This is a genomic window from Collinsella sp. AF39-11AT, assembly GCF_003474585.1.
GTDB lineage: Bacteria > Actinomycetota > Coriobacteriia > Coriobacteriales > Coriobacteriaceae > Collinsella.
On record NZ_QROG01000019.1, the window covers coordinates 26,859 to 46,142 of the forward strand.

12 protein-coding genes are annotated in these 19,284 nt (G+C 58.2%); 4 read left to right on the forward strand and 8 right to left on the reverse strand.

Annotated elements, in window-relative coordinates; translation table 11 throughout:
• Positions 1-64: 64 nt before the first annotated feature.
• From DW037_RS07995 to uvrA, 5 genes are all read right to left on the reverse strand, one after another.
• Positions 65-1,678 carry an ABC transporter substrate-binding protein gene (locus tag DW037_RS07995; RefSeq protein WP_117794685.1) on the reverse strand — a complete coding sequence of 538 codons (1,614 nt, stop codon included), beginning with the start codon at positions 1,676-1,678 and terminating at the stop codon, positions 65-67.
• A 364-nt stretch (positions 1,679-2,042) separates the two neighbouring features.
• Positions 2,043-3,983, reverse strand: coding sequence for an excinuclease ABC subunit UvrC (gene uvrC / locus DW037_RS08000; RefSeq protein WP_370448162.1), 1,941 nt, complete (start codon positions 3,981-3,983; stop codon positions 2,043-2,045).
• 6 nt (positions 3,984-3,989) lie between these two features.
• Positions 3,990-5,672, reverse strand: coding sequence for a murein biosynthesis integral membrane protein MurJ (murJ, locus tag DW037_RS08005; protein WP_233542310.1), 1,683 nt, complete (start codon positions 5,670-5,672; stop codon positions 3,990-3,992).
• A gap of 3 nt (positions 5,673-5,675) precedes the next feature.
• Positions 5,676-6,176 carry a Cys-tRNA(Pro) deacylase gene (ybaK, locus tag DW037_RS08010; protein WP_117735354.1) on the reverse strand — a complete coding sequence of 167 codons (501 nt, stop codon included), beginning with the start codon at positions 6,174-6,176 and terminating at the stop codon, positions 5,676-5,678.
• A gap of 134 nt (positions 6,177-6,310) precedes the next feature.
• Positions 6,311-9,190 (reverse strand): excinuclease ABC subunit UvrA, encoded by a 2,880-nt coding sequence (gene uvrA, locus DW037_RS08015; RefSeq protein ID WP_118373146.1) that lies wholly within the window; start codon positions 9,188-9,190, stop codon positions 6,311-6,313.
• 193 nt (positions 9,191-9,383) lie between these two features.
• Here uvrA and DW037_RS08020 point away from each other — a divergent pair, with 193 nt between their 5' ends.
• The 4 genes from DW037_RS08020 to DW037_RS08035 all read left to right on the forward strand — a co-directional run bounded on the left by DW037_RS08020 (position 9,384) and on the right by DW037_RS08035 (position 15,506).
• Positions 9,384-11,537, forward strand: coding sequence for an LTA synthase family protein (locus tag DW037_RS08020; protein ID WP_158571974.1), 2,154 nt, complete (start codon positions 9,384-9,386; stop codon positions 11,535-11,537).
• 145 nt (positions 11,538-11,682) lie between these two features.
• Complete coding sequence (locus DW037_RS08025) at positions 11,683-12,513, forward strand: Mrp/NBP35 family ATP-binding protein (protein WP_022094864.1); 831 nt, start codon at positions 11,683-11,685, stop codon at positions 12,511-12,513.
• Positions 12,514-13,785, forward strand: coding sequence for an NAD(P)/FAD-dependent oxidoreductase (locus tag DW037_RS08030; protein ID WP_118373150.1), 1,272 nt, complete (start codon positions 12,514-12,516; stop codon positions 13,783-13,785).
• 80 nt (positions 13,786-13,865) lie between these two features.
• Positions 13,866-15,506: an NAD(P)/FAD-dependent oxidoreductase gene (locus DW037_RS08035; protein ID WP_117630008.1), complete on the forward strand. Its 1,641-nt coding sequence runs from the start codon at positions 13,866-13,868 to the stop codon at positions 15,504-15,506.
• Positions 15,507-15,557: 51 nt separating this feature from the next.
• Here DW037_RS08035 and uvrB read toward each other — a convergent pair whose 3' ends face one another.
• The 3 genes from uvrB to coaE are packed head-to-tail and all read right to left on the reverse strand — an operon-like array spanning position 15,558 to position 19,065.
• On the reverse strand, positions 15,558-17,798 hold the full coding sequence (gene uvrB / locus DW037_RS08040) for an excinuclease ABC subunit UvrB (RefSeq protein ID WP_117584266.1): 2,241 nt from the start codon (positions 17,796-17,798) through the stop codon (positions 15,558-15,560).
• 51 nt (positions 17,799-17,849) lie between these two features.
• Positions 17,850-18,431 (reverse strand): lytic transglycosylase domain-containing protein, encoded by a 582-nt coding sequence (locus DW037_RS08045; protein ID WP_117584265.1) that lies wholly within the window; start codon positions 18,429-18,431, stop codon positions 17,850-17,852.
• Positions 18,424-19,065, reverse strand: a complete 642-nt coding sequence (gene coaE, locus DW037_RS08050) for a dephospho-CoA kinase (RefSeq protein ID WP_117584264.1) — start codon at positions 19,063-19,065, stop codon at positions 18,424-18,426. Before coaE ends, DW037_RS08045 begins: the two co-directional genes overlap by 8 nt.
• Positions 19,066-19,284 lie beyond the last annotated feature (219 nt).

Consider the following 19,284-nt stretch of genomic DNA (forward strand, 5'->3'; position numbering starts at 1 on the left):
TTTGTTTCAACTATGAGGATACGGTCTCAACGACCGGTATCCTGCATATAGACTCAAGCGAGTCTTACGCCTTGATGGTCGCGACGCCCTTAAAGGACATGCTCGTCGTGCCGATGCCCTTGAAACCATCGAGGGCCTCGCCGTTGGGCGCGGTGGACGGATCGTCCCAAGAAGCAGAGACGGTCTTGACGTGGACAACGGGGTACAGAACGGCGTTGTCGGCGATGATGTCGAAGCACTCGTTCCACTTCTTCTGCTGCTCGTCGCCCTCGGCGGCAAGAGCCTCGTCCATGAGTCCGTGGAGCTTCTCCCACTCAGCGGACTCCTTCCACGGGCAACGGGTCTGCATCCAGACGTTGTCGCCAAACCACCAGTTGAGCAGCAGGTCGGGGTCAGCGCCGAAGCAGGAAGGATCGCCAGGGGCAAGGAGGATATCGTAAGCCTCGCCGCCGTCGATGGCAGCGTAGGTGGCCGGCGAGGTATCGGTCTGGATGGTCACATCGAAGCCGAGAGCGTCAAGGTCGTTCTTGACCTGGGCAGCCATGCCCTTGATCTGCTCGTTATCGGTGGTGCGCAGGGTGATGGCGCCCGGGGTGATGCCGGACTCCTCGATGAGCTTCTTAGCCTTCTTGGCGTCGGTCTTGTACACCGTGGAGGCCTCATGATAGTTGGTAAAGCTCTTGGGCAGGTAGCAGCTGGCGGCGGTAGCAAGGCCGGCGAAGGTGTTGCTGATCATCTTCTCGGTGTCGAGCGCATACATAACGGCCTGACGGACCTTGACGTCGTTCCAAGGCGCCTTGGCGACGTTGAACATGATGAAGCGGGTACCGAAGCCCTGAACGTTGTCAATCTTGCAGCCAGCGCTCTCGAGCTGATCGACGGCGTCAGCGGTAACGAGCTCCATGACGAGCGTGGAGCCTTCCTGCTGAGCAGTGACGCGAGCGGTGGGGTCGGTCAGGATGCTGTACTGGATCTTCTCGTCCTCGGCAGCATACTCACCGTTGTACTCGGGGTTGGGAACCAGGGTGATCTCGGTGTCGGAGATGGCATCGTACATCCAGGGGCCGGAGCCGATCGGCTGCTTGGCGCGATCCTCCTCGGCCTGGGTGGCCGGGGTAACGCGGATGATGGCCAGACGATCCTTGAGCAGGGAGAAGTTGGGGACCTTGGTCTTGACCGTCACGGTACTGGCGTCCTTGGCCTCGATGGACTCGAAAGGCTGGAAGAACGGAGCATAGGTAGCGGAAGCGGCGCAAGCGTTGTAGGAAGCCACAACGTCGTCAGCGGTGACCTCAGTGCCATCGGAGAACTTGGCGCCCTTACGGATGGTGACCTCGAAGGTGGTGTCATCCACAGACTTGGGATCGTCAGTAGCGAGCTCGTTGAAAGTGCTGTAGTCGTGGTAATCGATGCCGTAGAGGCCCTCGATGACATGCCAGTTGGCACCCAGGCCAACAGCGGAACCGGTGGTGGCGGGATCGAAGCTGGACGGAGCGTAAGCGGAACCAGCGGTGATCACGCCGCCGCCACGGTTGGCGGAATCGGTGGAGCCGGAAGCGGAACCCTCGTCGCTAGAGCTGCCACCGCAGCCAGTGAGACCAAGGCCGGCGACAGCAGCGACGCTGCCGGTGAGGCCGAGGAACGAACGCCTGGACATACCTTTGTTGATGATGGCCATGTCTTCTCCTATCAGTAGAGAATCTTACTCGGGAGCACCTAGACTTGCCCCCGCGCAACTTGCGGACGATATATACCTTACCTACCGACGAACCCAACTGAGGTGCCGCGCTCGGCGACCGATACATACATCCGCTTGAACGGTATTTACTACCGTTCACCGAATTCATTGACAAATGATTCGCCAGACAGTATGTATCGACGAGGTGAGATATCAGTCTTCGTCAACCCGCAGGATAGCAGGGTTTTCACTTGGGTTAGTCAAACGTTTTAGCGTTAATAAAACCCGAAACCAGCAGGCAATCATGGCGAAATAAATGGTTGAAAATGACGCAATCATGTATATCAGCTGTTTAGGCTCGTGTTTAGTTTTCGGATTGCTTTGCCGCCGCCCCGGAACGCTCGGCATCCCACGCAACGATCGTCTCGTGAACCGCTTTGGCGACATCGGCAGGAATGCCTCGAACTTCCGCGATCTCTTGCTCGCTCGCCGCGCGCAAACGCTTCATCGAGCCAAAATGACGCATAATGGCACGTTTTCTGGTGGGTCCCACCCCTGGAACGTCATCGAGTATCGAAACCGTCATGGCCTTATCGCGCAGCTCGCGATGGAATGTAATTGCAAAACGGTGCGATTCATCGCGAACCTGTTTGATTAGATAGAGCGAAGCAGACCCGGTCGGCAGCACGACGGGCGTCTCGTCCCAAGGCACGAAAACCTCCTCATCGGCCTTTGCCAAGCCGCAAACTGGTATATCGAGCCCCAGGGCCTCAAGTTGTTTGATCGCAGCCGTCAATTGCGGTTTGCCGCCGTCGACAACAAGCAGATCGGGCCGCGAGCCAAAGCGCTCATCGGCCATGCGTTCGGGAGCGTAGCGTCGTCCCAAAACCTCGGACATCGACACGAAGTCGTTTGCCTCGTCCAATTCGGCCTGAATTTTAAAACGACGGTACTGGCTCTTGTCAGCGCGCCCGTTGGTAAACACTACCATCGAGGCGACGGTAAAGGTTCCGTGCAGCGTCGAGATATCGAAGCACTCGATACGCATCGGCGGCGCCGGCAGCGCCAGCGCGCTTTCGAGCTCCAGGAGCGCTTGATTGGTGCGGTCGTCAGCGTACCCCGTTCGCATCATGTAGCGCATGAGGGCATGGCGCGCATTTTTGGATGCCATAGCGAGCAAACGGTGCTTTTCGCCACGCTGCGGCCTATGGAGATGGCAGGAACGCTCGCGCTTGCCTGCAAGCCACTCCCCCAGCGCCTCCGCATCCTCAAGCTCGACGGAGAGGTTGACCTCAGCTGGAATATCAGCCGTCTCATCGTAATAGCGTTTAAGAAAGCCCGACTGGAGCTCTTCCTCGTCAACATCAAGACCCTTGTCGAGAATGAACTCGCAGGTGCGAACTGTTCGGCCCTCGCGAACGACGAAGACGCAAGCGGCGGAGATGGTCTCTTCGCGATAGAAACCGATGACATCGATATCGACACTGGAGGGAAAAACGACTTGCTGACGATCGTCCAGACCCCTGATGACCTCCAAACGACGTTTGACGCGTGCCGCGCGCTCAAAGTCGAGCGCCTCGGCGGCATCCGTCATCTCGGAGGTCAGCTCATCGACGACATCCTTGCGATGGCCCGACAAAAAGCGCTCGACACGCTTGACGTTCTTGGCATAGTCTGCCGGGGAAATCGCACCGACACACGCACCCGGTCCGCGCCCGACATGGTAGTCAAAGCAGGGGCGCCCGTTTTGCGCGCAAATCATATTGACGATGTCTTCCTCGCCCTTGTGGGACTCGACGATACGGCGGCAACGACGCCACTCCGCACAGGATGCGGAGCAAATGGGAATAACCTTGCGCAGCGTATCTATCGTCTCACGTGCCGCACGGCTATCGGTATAGGGTCCAAAATAGCGCGTTCCCGGCTTATGACGCTCACGCGTGTATTTGATAGCGGGATACAGGTCGCCCTTTGTAATGGCGATAAAGGGGTAGCTCTTGTCGTCCTTGAGGTCGACGTTAAAGTACGGATGGTACTGACCAATCAAATTGCGCTCGAGCACCAACGCCTCATGCTCGGTCTCCACCACGATATAGTCAAAGCTCGCCACCAGCTGCATCATCAGCGGGATCTTTTGACGCTCATCCTGCAGTGTCACGTATTGACGCATGCGGGCGCGTAGGTTTTTCGCCTTGCCCACGTAGATGACATCGCCCTTGGCGTCTTTCCAAAGGTAGCAGCCGGGCTGCGTGGGAACGCGCGAAACCTGCTCGGCAAGCGTTGGAATGTTGTCGTGACCGGCCACGCGCACCTACTTGCGACGAAGCAGCGCCGAGACCTCGGGCATCTTAAGAACGACGGCAAGGCCAAAGGTAACAGCAAGCGAGACGACACCCGCAACGCAAACGTAGCCAAGAGTAATCAGAATCGAGCCGCCAAGTGCCCCGACAAAGTGCTCAAGCGCCCACATGACGCCGGCGCCTGCGGCAGCACCCAGGCCACCGAGCAAAAGGCCAAAGAAACCGCCATGCAGGATAGATTTGACCTGAAGGCCACGCAGACGACGACGCAGCCACCACAGCGAACAACCGACCAAGATCACGTAGTCAACGACATACGAAAGCGCGATTGCCGGCATACCGAAGCCCAGCACAACGCCAAACAGCAGAACCGAGCCGGCCTGGCCGATGGCGGAATATAGGCAATAGCGGCTATAGGGCTTCATGTCGAGCAAGGCAGAGAAGCTCTTCTGCATCAATACGACCACGCCGTAGAGCGGCAGCGAGAACGCCAGGTAGACAAGGAACTCGGACACCAGCGCCACGCCGGACTCATCAAACTTGCCGGCACAGTAAATCATGTTGAGCGGACGCGCGAAGACAATCAGGTACAGCGTGAACGGAATCAGGAAGAACAGCATCTGGGCGACGCCACGCGAAATGCCCGTGCGAACGCTGTCGTAATCCTTCTCCTGTGCGTCGTGAGAAAGCTCGGTATAGAGCGCCGTCGAAAGCGAGGCGGCAATCAGCGCGTAGGGCAGCGTGTACCACAGACGCGCATAGGCGATGACGGAAGGACCAGTCTCGGGCTGGACCACCAGCGCGGCAGCGTTGGTGATAGAAGTCGAGACAAACATGCACACCGTGGCGAGCAGCGTCGGGATACCGAGCGCAATCGTCTGGCGCAGTGCGGGGTCCTTAAAGTCGATATGGATATGGGGATGCACGCCGTGCTTACCAAGCGCGGGGATCTGACATGCCATCTGAACAAAGACACCGAGGGTCGTACCGGCCGCAATCAAGATGATGCCGGCACGTTCGCCAAACTGTGCGGACACGGGCGCAAAACCCATAAAGCTCGCAATGACGATCACATTGTTGAGGACCGGGGCAAACGTCGACCAGAAGTAGTCGCGGTGTGCGTTGAGAACGCCCGAGAACACCGAGCCCAAACCATAAAACAGAATCTGGATGGCAAAGAAACGGAACATGAACGCAGCGGTATCCATGCTGCCGCCGTCACCCGAAAGGAACGATTGCGTCCAGATAAAGCCCGGGGCGAACACAGTCCCCAGCAACGAAATGCCACCCAGCACCAAAAGCAGAATGCCAAGCAGGTTGCCCACGTACTCGTTCGAGGCCTCGCGACCCTGCTCACGCCTCACGCCCATGTACACGGGCAAAAAAGCCGTCACGAGCATGCCGCCCATCACGAGTTCGTAGAGCATATTGGGCAGGTTGTTGGCGACCTGATAGGAGGACGAGAGTAGCGACATGCCGATAGCGGCCGCCATTGCCCACGTGCGGATAAAACCGGTGACGCGAGACACGATGGTCAGGATGGTCATAAGCCCGGCGGAACGACCAACCGTGGAGTAGTCCGACGAGCCCATGTCGTCAGTGTCATCTCGCGACGAAGAAGCCTCAGGCGCGGGCGTCTGAGAAGCCGAACGCTTTGCAAAGTGAGCCCCGCGCTTCGATTCTTCCTGCGGCATCGTTCAGTCCTCTCTCGTGATCGGGGCAACCGTCGCCCCGCAAAATGCAACTAAGTCGTCGGGGGCAAGCTCAAGCTGATAGCCACGCTTACCGCCTGAGATAAAAATGGTATCCCAAAGGACGCATGTCTCATCGATCAGCGTCCGAAAGCGTTTTTTCATGCCGACTGGACTGCAGCCGCCCCGGACATACCCCGTCGCGGCAAGCAAGTCCTTAACATGCATCATGGTCAGCGACTTTTCGCCAGCGGCGCGCGCGGCGGCCTTTAGGTCAAGCTCGTCGGCAACGGGAATACAGCACACAACGTGTTCATTGGACGGCGCCACGCAAACCAAGGTCTTAAAACCCTGGCCAGGCTCCTCGCCAAGTTGTTCCGAAATTGCAACGCCTAAACCCGCCGACTCATCGCCATCGTCTTCATACGTATGGAGAATATAGGAGATGCCGGCGTTTTCCAGCTCGCGCATCGCATTGGTTTTCGGCGTCTTTGCAGCCTTTGCCATGGCATGTCCCTTCCCTCGCATTCGAACGTAACGCCTAAGTATATGTCCAATGTAGCCGCATACGTCATCTCGACACACAGAAGCGCCACCGAATCGAAAGGAATCGGTGGCGCTTCTCGCATGACGGCGTCTCTTTACTGGGCGTCGAGTTGTGCTTGACGCTCGCGGTCGCGCTCGAGCAGCGGGGCCAAGAACTTGCCCGTGTAACTCTGTGAACATGCCGCGACCTGCTCTGGCGTACCCGAGACCACGACAGTTCCGCCGCCATTGCCGCCCTCGGGGCCCATATCGATCAGACGGTCGGCAACCTTGATGACATCGAGATTGTGCTCGATCACCAGAACCGTGTTGCCCGCATCGACCAGGCGCTGCAGCACGTCGAGCAGCTGGCGGACATCCTCAAAATGGAGACCGGTCGTCGGCTCATCCAGAATGTAGAACGTCTTACCCGTCTGACGGCGGTGGAGTTCCTTGGCGAGCTTTACGCGCTGTGCCTCGCCACCCGAAAGCGTCGTTGCCGGCTGGCCCAAGCTCACATAACCCAAGCCCACATCATACAGAGTCTGGAGCTTACGCTTAATCTGAGGAATATTGCCAAAGAAAGCCAGCGCCTCGGTGACGCTCATGTCGAGCACGTCAGAGATGGTCTTACCACGGTAGGTGACCTCAAGCGTCTCGCGATTATAGCGCTTGCCGCCGCAGACCTCGCAGGGGACATAGATATCGGGAAGGAAGTGCATCTCGATCTTGATTTGTCCGTCGCCCTTGCATGCTTCGCAGCGGCCGCCGCTCACGTTAAAGGAGAAACGTCCGGGCGAGTAGCCGCGCGCCTTCGACTCCGGTGTGCTCGCAAACAGCGCGCGCAGATCATCCCACAGGCCAATGTACGTAGCGGGATTGGAACGCGGTGTGCGGCCGATCGGCGACTGGTCAATGTCGATCACCTTATCGATGCACTCGATACCCTCGAGCTTTTTGTACGGGCCCACGGGACGCGTCGAGCGATGAATGGCATTCGTAAGGGCAGGCGCGATGGTGTCGGTAACCAGGGAGCTCTTGCCCGATCCCGACACGCCGGTAACGACCGTAAGCGTACCGAACTCAATCTTGGCGGTAACGTTTTTGAGGTTGTTGGCACGGGCGCCCGTGATCTTAAGGCAGCCTCGACCGGGCTTGCGGCGCTTGTCGGGAACCCGAATCATTCGCTTGCCAGTCAGGTAGGCACCCGTCATCGAATCGGGGCACGCCATGATATCGGCAGGCGTTCCCGCGGCGACCACGTGTCCGCCGTTCACGCCCGCGCCGGGGCCCATGTCGATCACATAGTCGGCAGCACGAATCGTATCCTCATCATGCTCGACGACGATGACGGTGTTGCCGATATCGCGCAGGCGCTCAAGTGTCTTGATCAGGCGCTCGTTATCGCGCTGATGAAGGCCGATCGATGGCTCGTCCAAAATGTACAGGACACCCATGAGACCGGCGCCGATCTGCGTTGCCAGGCGAATGCGCTGGGCCTCGCCTCCGGAAAGCGTCGCCGAGGCACGGTCGAGGGTCAGATAGTCGAGTCCGACATCGACCAGAAAGCGCAGGCGCTCCAGGATTTCCTTAACAATGCGCCCGCCGATAAATTGTTGGCGCTCGGTAAGCTCCAGGCCCTCAAAAAACTCGAGCGACTCGCGGCACGACAGGCAGCAGACCTCGTAAATGGACTTACCGCCTACGGTAACAGCGAGCATCTCGGGGCGCAGACGAGCACCATGGCAACTCGAGCACGACTCCTCGCGAATGTACTTCTCCAAGCGCGCCCTGGTGTTCTCATTCGTCGTCTCGTTATAGCGCTCGTACAGGATATTGCGCACGCCCGAGAACTTGGTGTCCCACTGGCTGCGACGCCCATCGAGCTTTTGATAGTCGACCGAAATCTTCTGGTCGCCCATGCCGTCTAAAAACGCGCGACGCACCCGCGGAGGCAGATCCTCCCACGGCGTACCGACGCTCACCTTAAAGTGTTTGCAGACCGCAGCGAAAATCTGCGGATAGTAGTTAGAGTTGCCAAACAGGCTGCCAAAGACCCCGTCGGCGATCGACTTCGAGGGGTCTTCGATTAGCGCTTCGGCATCGACCGTCTTCTTAAAGCCCAGGCCATCGCACTCGGGGCACGCGCCATAGGGCGCGTTGAACGAAAAATCACGCGGCTGAAGATCGTCAATGGAGTGTCCATGCTCCGGGCACGCCAAGGCCAACGAATACTCCAGCAGCTCGCCCTCGGTCCCCTCGGGAGCATCACGATCGGGCAGCATGTACACGTTTACATTGCCGTGAGCCAGCGCGGTCGCCTGCTCAACAGACTCGGCGATACGGCCCAGAGAGTTCTCGCGGATCACGATGCGATCGACCACGACCTCGATATCGTGCTTAAACTTCTTGTCCAGATCGATCGGATCGTCGAGCGAGCGCACTTCACCGTCGACACGCACGCGGCTAAAGCCCTCGGCGCGAAGGTCCTCAAACAGTTTAGTGTACTCGCCTTTTCGCCCGCGCACCACCGGTGCCAGCACAAACGCGCGGCGACCCTCCCCCGCGGCCAAGACCTTGTCGGCAACCTGGTCGGTCGTCTGGCGCTCAATGACGCGGCCGCATTCGGGACAGTGAGGGGTGCCCACACGGGCGAACAGCAGGCGCAGATAGTCGTAAATCTCGGTTACGGTGCCAACCGTCGAGCGAGGGTTTTTAGACGTCGTCTTTTGGTCGATCGACACCGCCGGCGAAAGGCCGTCGATTGAATCCAAGTCGGGTTTGTCCATCTGGCCCAAGAACTGGCGCGCATAGCTCGAAAGGCTCTCGACGTATCGACGCTGGCCCTCGGCATAGATAGTGTCGAATGCCAGCGAACTCTTGCCCGAGCCAGAAAGACCGGTAATGACCACGAGTTGGTCACGCGGAATGGAAACATCGATATCACGGAGGTTGTGCTCACGAGCGCCGCGAATAACGATAGAAGAATCAGACATGGAAGCTCCTTGCCCCCTATTGCATCGAATCATACTGCCGATGAGTTTAGCGCACTCGACGCGCACAGATGTTCGTAATACAAGATTCGCAGACCTTTAGCTTTGCGTATCGGGCGCTTTGTTTCTCGAAATGCCGTGGAAAGGTTACAGTAATCTAATGCTGAACTTAATTTGCTGTACCAGAGGAACGTCCATGACCGAAGATATCCCCCTTGAAATCACTTCGAGCGACATGGCCAATCTGCCCATATTCATCGCCGTCCTTATCGTGGCCGCCGTCGTCGTGCGCGTGTATTTTTCAATCAAACGCAACGAAAAGCCACCCATTGCCCGCGTCTTTTGGTGCGCGACGCTCCTCATCCCGCTCGGCGTGGTAGCTGCATGGGTTACGAATCAATTGCTCGTAAATGAGGGCAGCTCCCTATGGGTCCTTTCTTATTCGGCGCTCGGTGCTGCCGCCGTCATGCTTCTTGTCGAGCCCTTGGTTTCGGGACTTATCGACCAAACCGACCTTGCGACGGGAACGGTTGCCTGTATTTGCCGTGACATCCTTGTCATCGCCGCTGTTTCAGCGCTCTCGTTCGTTTCACTCGAAATTGCCTGCAACGAAACGTTCTATCGCATTCCCGCCAACTCATTCGGGTTTTCCGTCGGGCTGCTCGCGACGGTTCTGCTCTCCCTTTATTTGGTGGGGCAGCGTCATGGAGGCGTCATGGCCCTCGTGCCCGTCGTCTGTTGCATCCTTGGCATTGCCGAGCACTTCGTCATAACGTTTAAAGGCGAAGCCATCCTGCCAAGCGATATCTTGGCCCTTGGCACCGCAATGGAAGTGAGCGAGGGATACGAGTTTACCTTTACCGCCGGAATCGTAACCTCTCTCGCCCTGCTGGAGATTTCCCTGGGGCTTCTTTCGCTCATCCGACCGCGAAAGCTCCGTACGCCCACCCATGTCTTCCCCGCTATCGCCGCTAACCTCTGTGCTTTTCTGCTAGTGACCGTTGTGGGGCTCTCAGGCTTTTCCAACATCGACTTGGAGCAGGCGCTGGATTTTGGATTTGACCGTTGGCAGCCCATCACCACGTATGCGTCTCAGGGTTTTATCACTTCGTTCACCGAAATGGTCAACGAGTTGCCCATTGAGAAGCCCGAAGACTATACGCCCGATGAGGCGCAGAGCATCGAGCAGGAGCTCGCCACCGTCTACGACAGCACATATGGCTCGAGCGAACAGCGCGCGGCGGCCGTTGCCCAGTTCAATGAAATCAAGCCGACGATTGTTGCCGTCATGAACGAGAGTTTTAGCGACCTTTCGTGCTTTGAGCAGCTCCAGGCGGCCGGGTACACCGGCCCCGCATTCTACAACTCGCTTCCCGACACACTTGTTCGCGGCACCATGCTCGCTTCGGTCGCCGGTGGCGGAACGGCGAACTCCGAATTCGAATTTTTGACCGGAGCGACAACGGCCTTTGTCGGATTAGGCAAAATTCCCTATCAACTGTATCAGATGAATGGCGTCAACAGCCTGGCAAAGGACCTTAAAGAGCTTGGGTATACCGCTACCGCTATGCACCCGCAAAACCCCGTCAACTACCATCGAGATAAAATCTATCAGCAGCTGGGCTTTGGAGACTTTCTTTCAATCGGCGATTTCGAAGGTGCGCCCTATTACCATGCCGGCGTATGCGACTACGCCACCTACGACAAGATACTCGACCTGCTTAGAACCGACGAAGCGCCGCAGTTCATCTTTGACGTCACGATGCAAAATCACGGCGGCTACGACTATGGCACCGTTCCCGCCGAAGAGCTGACAAACTATTGGGTCGAGGGAGCCAGCGAGGGCGCCAACAGCGCGCTCAACACCTATCTCACCTGCATCAACGCATCCGACCGGGACCTCGAGTACTTTATCAACGAGCTCCGCAATATCGGCAGACCGGTTGTTCTTGTCTTTTTTGGCGACCATCAGCCGAGCGCCGCAACGACTCTCAACGACGAGCTGTACCCTCAGGAAGATACGGCAAGCCACGCTTTCCGTATCTATCAGTCGACATATCTCGTCTGGGCTAACTATGAGATCGCCGGCAATACCGAGCTCAACGTCTACGACACCGTCGGGGCAAACGAGATTGCAGCCATTACCCTTAATAAGATCGGCGCCCCGCTCACCAATTACCAAAAGGCCCTGCTTGCGACAAGGTCAGATGTGCCCACCATCAATGTCGCCGGCTATCTCGGTGCCGACGGGCTGCGCTACGACTTGGAATCGGAAGACAGCCCATACGCCTCGACGATCGACAAGCTGCAGCGCATGCAGTACCTCGAGTTCGCCAGCAAAGTTCAGTAAGCCCGCCCATTCGCTTGGACCCATCATATTGCAAGCGCACTCGGCCCAAATGCATCGCAAATGACTCCCGCTCGCAAACGAGGGTACAATGACGCTCGTGTCACATCGCGGGGCCCCGGCCCCAGCATATACAAAGGAGTCATACATGGGTTGCGAACACGCACAGGCCGCCGGCGGACAAACGTCGCCATCGCAATTTGAGGAGAACACGCTGTCCGAGGTCAAGCGCGTCATCGCCGTGCTTTCCGGCAAGGGCGGTGTCGGCAAGTCGTTTGTCACCGGCGCCATCGCCACCGAGCTTGCCCGTCACGGCCACAAGGTCGGCGTCCTCGATGCCGACATCACCGGTCCCTCTATCCCCAAGATGTTCGGTATGAGCGGACGCCACGTCCATGCCCTTGGCAACCTTATGCTGCCCGAAATCTCCGAGCACGGCGTCAAGGTCATGAGCTCCAACCTGCTGCTCCAAAACGAGACCGACCCCGTCCTTTGGCGCGGTCCGGTCATCGCAGGCGCCATTAGGCAGTTCTGGAGCGAGACCTCGTGGGGCCCCATCGACTACCTGCTGGTCGACATGCCTCCGGGAACAGGCGACGTCGCGCTCACCGTCTTCCAGTCGCTGCCGGTCGACGGCATCGTCATCGTCACGAGCCCGCAGGATCTGGTCTCGATGATCGTCGCCAAGGCGGTCAACATGGCCGAGAAGATGAACGTCCCCATTCTGGGCATTGTCGAGAACATGAGCTATATTGAGTGCCCCGACTGCGGCAAGAAGATCGAGGTCTTTGGCAAGAGCAAGCTCCCCGAGGTCGCAGAGCGCTATAACCTCGACATCTTGGGCCAGCTTCCCATTAATCCGGCACTCGCCGAGGCCTGCGATAAGGGCGAGGTCGAGACCGCGCTGCCCGATGGCATGTTGCCCAAGGCAGTCTCTGCCGTCGAGGCTATTACCCCGCACGAGACCGACGAGGCCTAAGTGAACGCGAGCGCCCTCTATGACGTCTTGGTAATCGGCGGCGGGGCTTCAGGCCTCGCCGCCGCCATTACGGCCGCACGCGCTGGCAAAAGCGTCTGCATCGTTGAGTGCGATGTCGCCTGCGGCCTCAAGCTCCTTGCGACCGGTAACGGCCGTTGCAACCTCTCCAACGAATCGATTGATCCTCAGCGGTATAACCACCCCGCATTCGTCGAATCCGTCATGGGCCCCCAGCCCGAACAAGAGCTTATGGGTTTCTTCTCCTCGCTGGGCATCATGACAACCTCCGAGGAAGGCCGGCTGTACCCGCGCTCCCTTCGCGCCGAATCGGTGCGCGACGCGCTTCTCAACGTTTGCGACCGCCTAGGTATCACCTTAATCTGCGGAGCCAACGTTGCCACGGCGCACAAAGCTTCCGAAGGCTGGGCACTCCAAATAGACCGTCCAGCGCGGGCGCTCAAGGCAAAAAAGCACGACGACCGAAAATCGGAGCTCCGCTCGCTTCGGAAAGCGCTCGCCGATGTCCCTCGCAAGAACGAGGCCCTGCAGGCACATGCCGTAATTATCGCTACGGGCGGCAACCCCACCGGTATCGCCGATACGTTTCGCCTCCCCCTCACTTCGCTGCACCCCATCCTCTGCCCCGTATCGGCAACGGTCGTTGGCGATCGGGCGGCACTCAAGACGTTGGATGGCCTGCGCGTCCGTGTCCGCTTGACGCTCGCCCACAATCATAATGAGCTCTGGCACGAAGACGGTGAAGTGCTGTTTCGAACCTTTGGCATCTCGGGTGTCGCTGTCTTCAATCTCTCCCGTCGTATCCAGCGCGGCGATACGATCCTGCTCGACGTTTTCCCCGACCTCTCCAAAGACGAGTTGCTCGATATGCTCAACCGGCGCGTTGAGCTGCTCGGCGGCTTTTCGCCCCGCGATCCCCGTTGGCTCGACGGCATGCTCGCCCCGCAACTCTCCCGCGTCGTCTGCACAACGTTCGAGCAGTGCCATCCAGGCTCCAACGATGTCATCCACCTGGTCTCGATCCTCAAACACTTTAAGTTGCTCGTCGAGGGAACAGCCGAGGAGCGCTCAGCACAGGTCACGCGTGGTGGCATATCTGTCGAGAGCATCTCAACACCCAGCCTACGCGCGCGCAGCGTTGTCGACGCCCCGCTTTACGTCTGCGGTGAAGCGCTCGACATCGACGCCGATTGCGGAGGCTTTAACCTTGCGTGGGCCTGGATCTCGGGCATTCGCGCTGCAAGCAGCCTGTAGCCGCGCAGTCTATAATCAAAAACGCATTCGGGCCGTCTGGGATACCGGACGGCCTCTTTCTTGCCTCTAAGGAGACCTCGATGGTTGAAATCACCCAAGTCAACGCGTCGCTCGATGAAGCCGGCGATGAAAATGCCTGTCTCATTGTTGGCAAGCGAGTCGCCAAGTGCGTCCTACGTTGCAAGGACTCCGAGATCAAGTCCATCGAGCTCCACCGCAAGTCAATCGACGCTCGCAAAAAACGAGACGTCCATTTTATCCTGAGCTTTCGTGTTGAGCTGACTAGTCCCCACCTCGAGCGAGAAGCGATCGACAGCGTTGCCGAGCGTGACCGCTCGCGCGTACGCGCGATAGAAGACGATGAGCCTTCATTCCCCTCCCCCGCCTCCGACGCACCTCAAGAACGCCCTGTCGTTGTCGGCGCCGGATGCGCCGGCCTTTTCGCTGCGCTTACGCTCGCCGAAGCAGGTCTTAAGCCCTTGCTCATCGAGCGCGGCGACCCGGCATTTCGCCGCTCGCGGGCGATCGACCTCTTTCTAAAGGAGCGCATCCTCGACCCCGAGAGCAATATCCAGTTTGGCCTGGGCGGCGCGGGGACCTTCTCGGACGGCAAGCTCAATACGGGAACCAAAAATCCCGCCCATCGCCTTATCCTCGAAACCTTCGTCGAGGCGGGTGCGCCCCGCGATATTCTGTGGGATGCCAAGCCGCACATTGGCTCCGACATCCTCCCCACCGTCGTCACCAACATTTCCCAGCGTATCGAGCAACTCGGCGGAACCGTCCGCTATCGAACAAAGCTCGTCAATATTCGAACCGATGGATCTGGCGCCATCACCGGCATCGATGTCCAAACGCCCCAAGAAACCACAAGCGAGGCAATCGCCACAAAACACCTCATTCTCGCCTGCGGCCATTCCGCCCGCGACGTATTCGAGCTTCTCAAGGAACATAACGTTGCCCTCGCGCAAAAGACCTTTGCCATGGGCGTGCGCATCGAGCATCCACAGCGCGACATCGACCGTGCCCAATATGGCCCTTCGGCGGGGCACCCGGCACTCGGAGCAGCCCCCTACAAGCTTGTCGCCCATCTTCCCAACGGCCGCAGCGTGTTCTCGTTTTGTATGTGCCCCGGCGGGCAGGTTGTCGCTGCCTCTTCCGAGCAGGGCCACTTGTGCGTCAACGGCGCCAGTCTCAATGCCCGCGACGGACACAACGCAAATGCCGCCCTGCTCGTTAACGTCACGCCAGAGGACCTTCCCGACGATGACCCGCTCGCCGGCATCGAGCTCCAGCGTGCCTGCGAGGCGGCCGCCTATCGCCTGGGCGGTTCCAACTGGAACGCACCGGCACAGCTCGTCGGAGATTTCCTCGCAGGACGCGCCAGCAAGGCGCCCGGAAAGGTAAAGCCCACCTATCCGCTCGGTGTGACCTGGACGGCAATTGACGAAGCCCTGCCGCAGCATATCGTCGAGTCGCTCCGCCTGGGACTTCCCCTACTCGGAAAAAAGCTACGAGGCTACGACCGCCCCGATGCCGTTCTTACCGGCGTGGAGACTCGTTCGAGCTCACCGGTCACTGTCACCCGAGATCGCGCGTGTCACGCCGTGGCGACTCCAGGCCTCTACCCTTGCGGCGAGGGAGCAGGATATGCCGGCGGCATCATGAGCGCCGCCACTGATGGCATCCGGTGCGCCGAAGCCCTGATTGCAGACCTCTAGCACACTAAAGACACAGACCCCGAGCTCAACGAGAAGCGCGGGGCCTGTACCCTATTTCTTAAATCGCGCGCCCTGGCGTTTTCTGCCCGAAGCGAACGTGGAACCCTTGCGGGCCTGCGAGCGCAGGCGCTCAATCGTTTCGTCCTCGGGCGCGCCCTCGAGCATCGCCCGAATCTGAACGACGGCATCACGCAGGCGCGCCGCCTCCTCAAAGTCCATGGCGGCGGAGGCATTACGCATGTCTTCTTCCATGGTCTCGACGATCCGCACCAGCTCGTCATGCGGCAGCCCTTCCAGCTGCTCGGTAAGCGTCTGTTCAGGCGTCACCGTCTCTGGCACCTCGCCCTCGCCGTTTTCATCGGGTGTATAGAACGCACCATGGCCCAGAGAGTCGCCCTTCGAGCGTCCCTTGGACCCCACGGTCTTTTCGGCCTCGGCAATAAAGCTCGAAATATCGTTGATGGCCTTGTGCACCGTCTTGGGCACAATGCCGTGTTCTTCGTTGTAGGCCATCTGGATCTCACGACGGCGCTGCGTCTCCTCGATGGCTTCTTTCATCGAATCGGTCACGACGTCGGCGTACATGATGACTTCGCCGTCGGCATTGCGGGCCGCACGGCCAATCGTCTGAATCAGCGAACGGCGGTTACGCAAGAAACCTTCCTTATCGGCATCGAGAATTGCCACCAGCGAGACCTCGGGAAGATCCAGACCCTCGCGAAGCAAGTTGATGCCAACCAAAACATCGATCTTGCCCTCGCGCAACGTTCGCAGAATCTCGACACGGTCCATCGTCGCCGTATCGGAGTGCATGTAGTTGACCTTAATGCCGGCATCGAGCAGGTGATCGGTCAGATCCTCGGCCATGCGCTTGGTCAGCGTGGTCACCAGCACGCGCTCCTTGCGGGCCACGCGCTCGCGAATCTCGTCCTCAAGATCGTCAATCTGGCCTCGGACCGGACGAACGTCGATTTTGGGATCGAGCAGGCCGGTCGGTCGAATAATCTGTTCAACATCGTTTTGACTCACGCGCAACTCATAGTCACCCGGCGTAGCCGAAACGTAGATGAACTGCGGGATCCTCGCCTCAAACTCATCGAAGCGAAGCGGACGGTTGTCGAGCGCCGAGGGCAGGCGAAAACCATGCTCCACCAGGGTCACTTTACGCGATCGGTCGCCTTCGTGCATACCGCGAATCTGCGGCACCGTCACATGGCTCTCGTCGATGATGCAGAGCATGTCCTTGGGAAAGTAGTCAATCAAGGTAAACGGCGGCTCGCCCGGTTTACGTCCATCCAGATGGCGCGAGTAGTTCTCGATGCCGTTGCAAAAGCCCATCGTCTCGAGCATCTCGAGGTCATAATCGGTCCGCTGCTGCAGGCGCTGTGCCTCGAGCAACTTGTCGGTCGCTTTGAGCTCCGCCACGCGCTTTTCGCATTCTTCGCTGATCGATTTCAGGGCCGCCTTCACCTTTGGCTTCTCGGTCACGTAGTGCGAAGCCGGCCACACGGGAATCGCTTCGTACTCACGCAACATCTCACCGGTAACCTCATCGATCTCGGCAATCAGCTCAACCTCGTCGCCAAAGAACTCAAACCGCAACGGGTGCTCCGCATAGGGCGGATACACATCGACGACATCGCCACGTACGCGGAACGTACCACGCGCCAGGTCATAGTCATTACGGTCGTATTGAATGTCGATGAGCGCATGGATAAAGTCATCGCGCTCGAGCGGCACCTTCTTATCGACGTTTGGTGCCAAGCCCGCATAGTCCTCGGGAGAACCGATGCCATAGATGCACGAGACCGATGCGACGACAATCACATCGCGTCGAGAAAGCAACGATGCTGTCGCCTGATGGCGCAACATCTCGACCTCTTCGTTAATCGACGAGTCTTTCTCGATATACGTATCACTCTGCGGTACATATGCCTCGGGTTGATAATAGTCGTAGTACGAGACGAAGTAGACCACAGCGTTGTTGGGAAAGAATTCTTTGAGCTCGCTCGCAAGCTGTGCGGCGAGGGTTTTGTTGGGGGCCATGACCAGCGTTGGCTTACCGAGAGCTTCGATGGTCTTGGCCATGGTAAAGGTCTTGCCCGAACCGGTCACGCCAAGCAAAACCTGATAGCGGTCTCCGTCCCTCACACCCTTCACAAGCGACTCAATGGCCTTCGGCTGGGAACCTGCAGGCTCATAGGGAGACACGACCTTAAACGGCACATCAGAGCCCTCAACGCCAAAACGTTTGAGCTCTCCGCCAACACGCTCAACTTCAAAATCCGCCATGGATACTCCTAACTCATATATCTGCAGTATACGCAGGCGGCAGGCATAGTCCTATACGAACCGGTCGGGATAGAGGGTCTTATAGCGAACCCAGGCATTATTGACACGAATCAAATAGGCTTGTGTCTCGGGGAAGGTAATCGCGTTGTGGAGCGATGTGTTTTGCTGCGCCCACCCATCGACATTGCCCATTCCGGCATTGTAAGCAGCAATAGCACTATCCGTCGAGCCATTGAAATACGTCAGCAGGTACGAGAGGTACGCGCACCCAAATTCGATATTCGTAGCGGGGTCATTCAGGTTATCGGCAGAATACTCGTCCCCGTCGACAAGGCCCTTGGCGATCATATCCTGAGCGGTTTCAGGCATAAGCTGCATGAGACCTTGGGCGCCCTGGTTGGATTCCGCCTCGGGATCCCAGTTTGATTCCGACTTGATGACGGCACACACCAGATACGGATCGAGATTATGCGAAATACTGGACTGCTTTACATACGCCTCATAGTCAATCGGATAAAGCGGTTTAAAGAAAGCGGCGGGAGCACACGAGTAAACGAGCGAGATAAGGCCAAAGACGAAAACGAGAGCCAGCGGCACAAAGCGATACCACGTAAAGAAACGCGTCTTAGGCATCTGTCGCCCCCTTATTCGTAGCGTCCATAAGGCCATGGCGAGCAAGCCATGCATCCAGTTGTTCAAAGAGCGTGTTGTCGCCCGCTGCGTTATCAATCACGGTTGTGGCGAGACGGCAAAGCGAAGACTCATCGGGTTGGCAAGCGCAGCGAGCATCAAAATCGGATGGCTCCATACCACGGTGAATGGCACGTTCGCGACGGACCGCCAAAGGAGCACTAACAACCATAATTTCATCCGCAAGGCCAAAGGCGTCCTCAAAGCCAGTCGGAGCAGATACTTCGACCGCAGCGAAGGGATAGCGGGGAGACGAAACCGTACAGCAGACAGGATCGAGAATCCTCAGCGAAAGCTGCTCAACGAGAACGGGGTGCACAATGCTATTGAGCCTTGCAACCGCATCAGGAGAGACAAAAGCTCGAGAAGCGAGGATGTTACGTCGAACGCCGCCCTCCTCGTCCAAAATATCCCAGCCAAACTCTTCAGCAAGAGCATTGACGATATCCGACCCCGGCACGTACAGCGATTTGGCAAGCTCATCCAGATCGATAAGCATGGCGCCATGAGATTCGAGATAGCGGCAGGCAGTCGACTTACCCGAAGCAATATTGCCCAAGACAAAAACGGTAAACATCAAGTCCTCCCTAACGCCAATGGGAGTTATTATCGCGCAAATACAAAAGAAGGACTCAAAATACAGCCAAACAGTAAGACAAGCTAAACGAAGGCGAGTTCTTGTATTACAGCTCTCTATTAAACGCAAAAAAGGGGGAGGCCGCGAGGCCTCCCCCTCCTTCAATCTCGATGACGGCTCGGTGCCGTCCACCGGTCAGCGGCGCCCTGGCCTCCCACG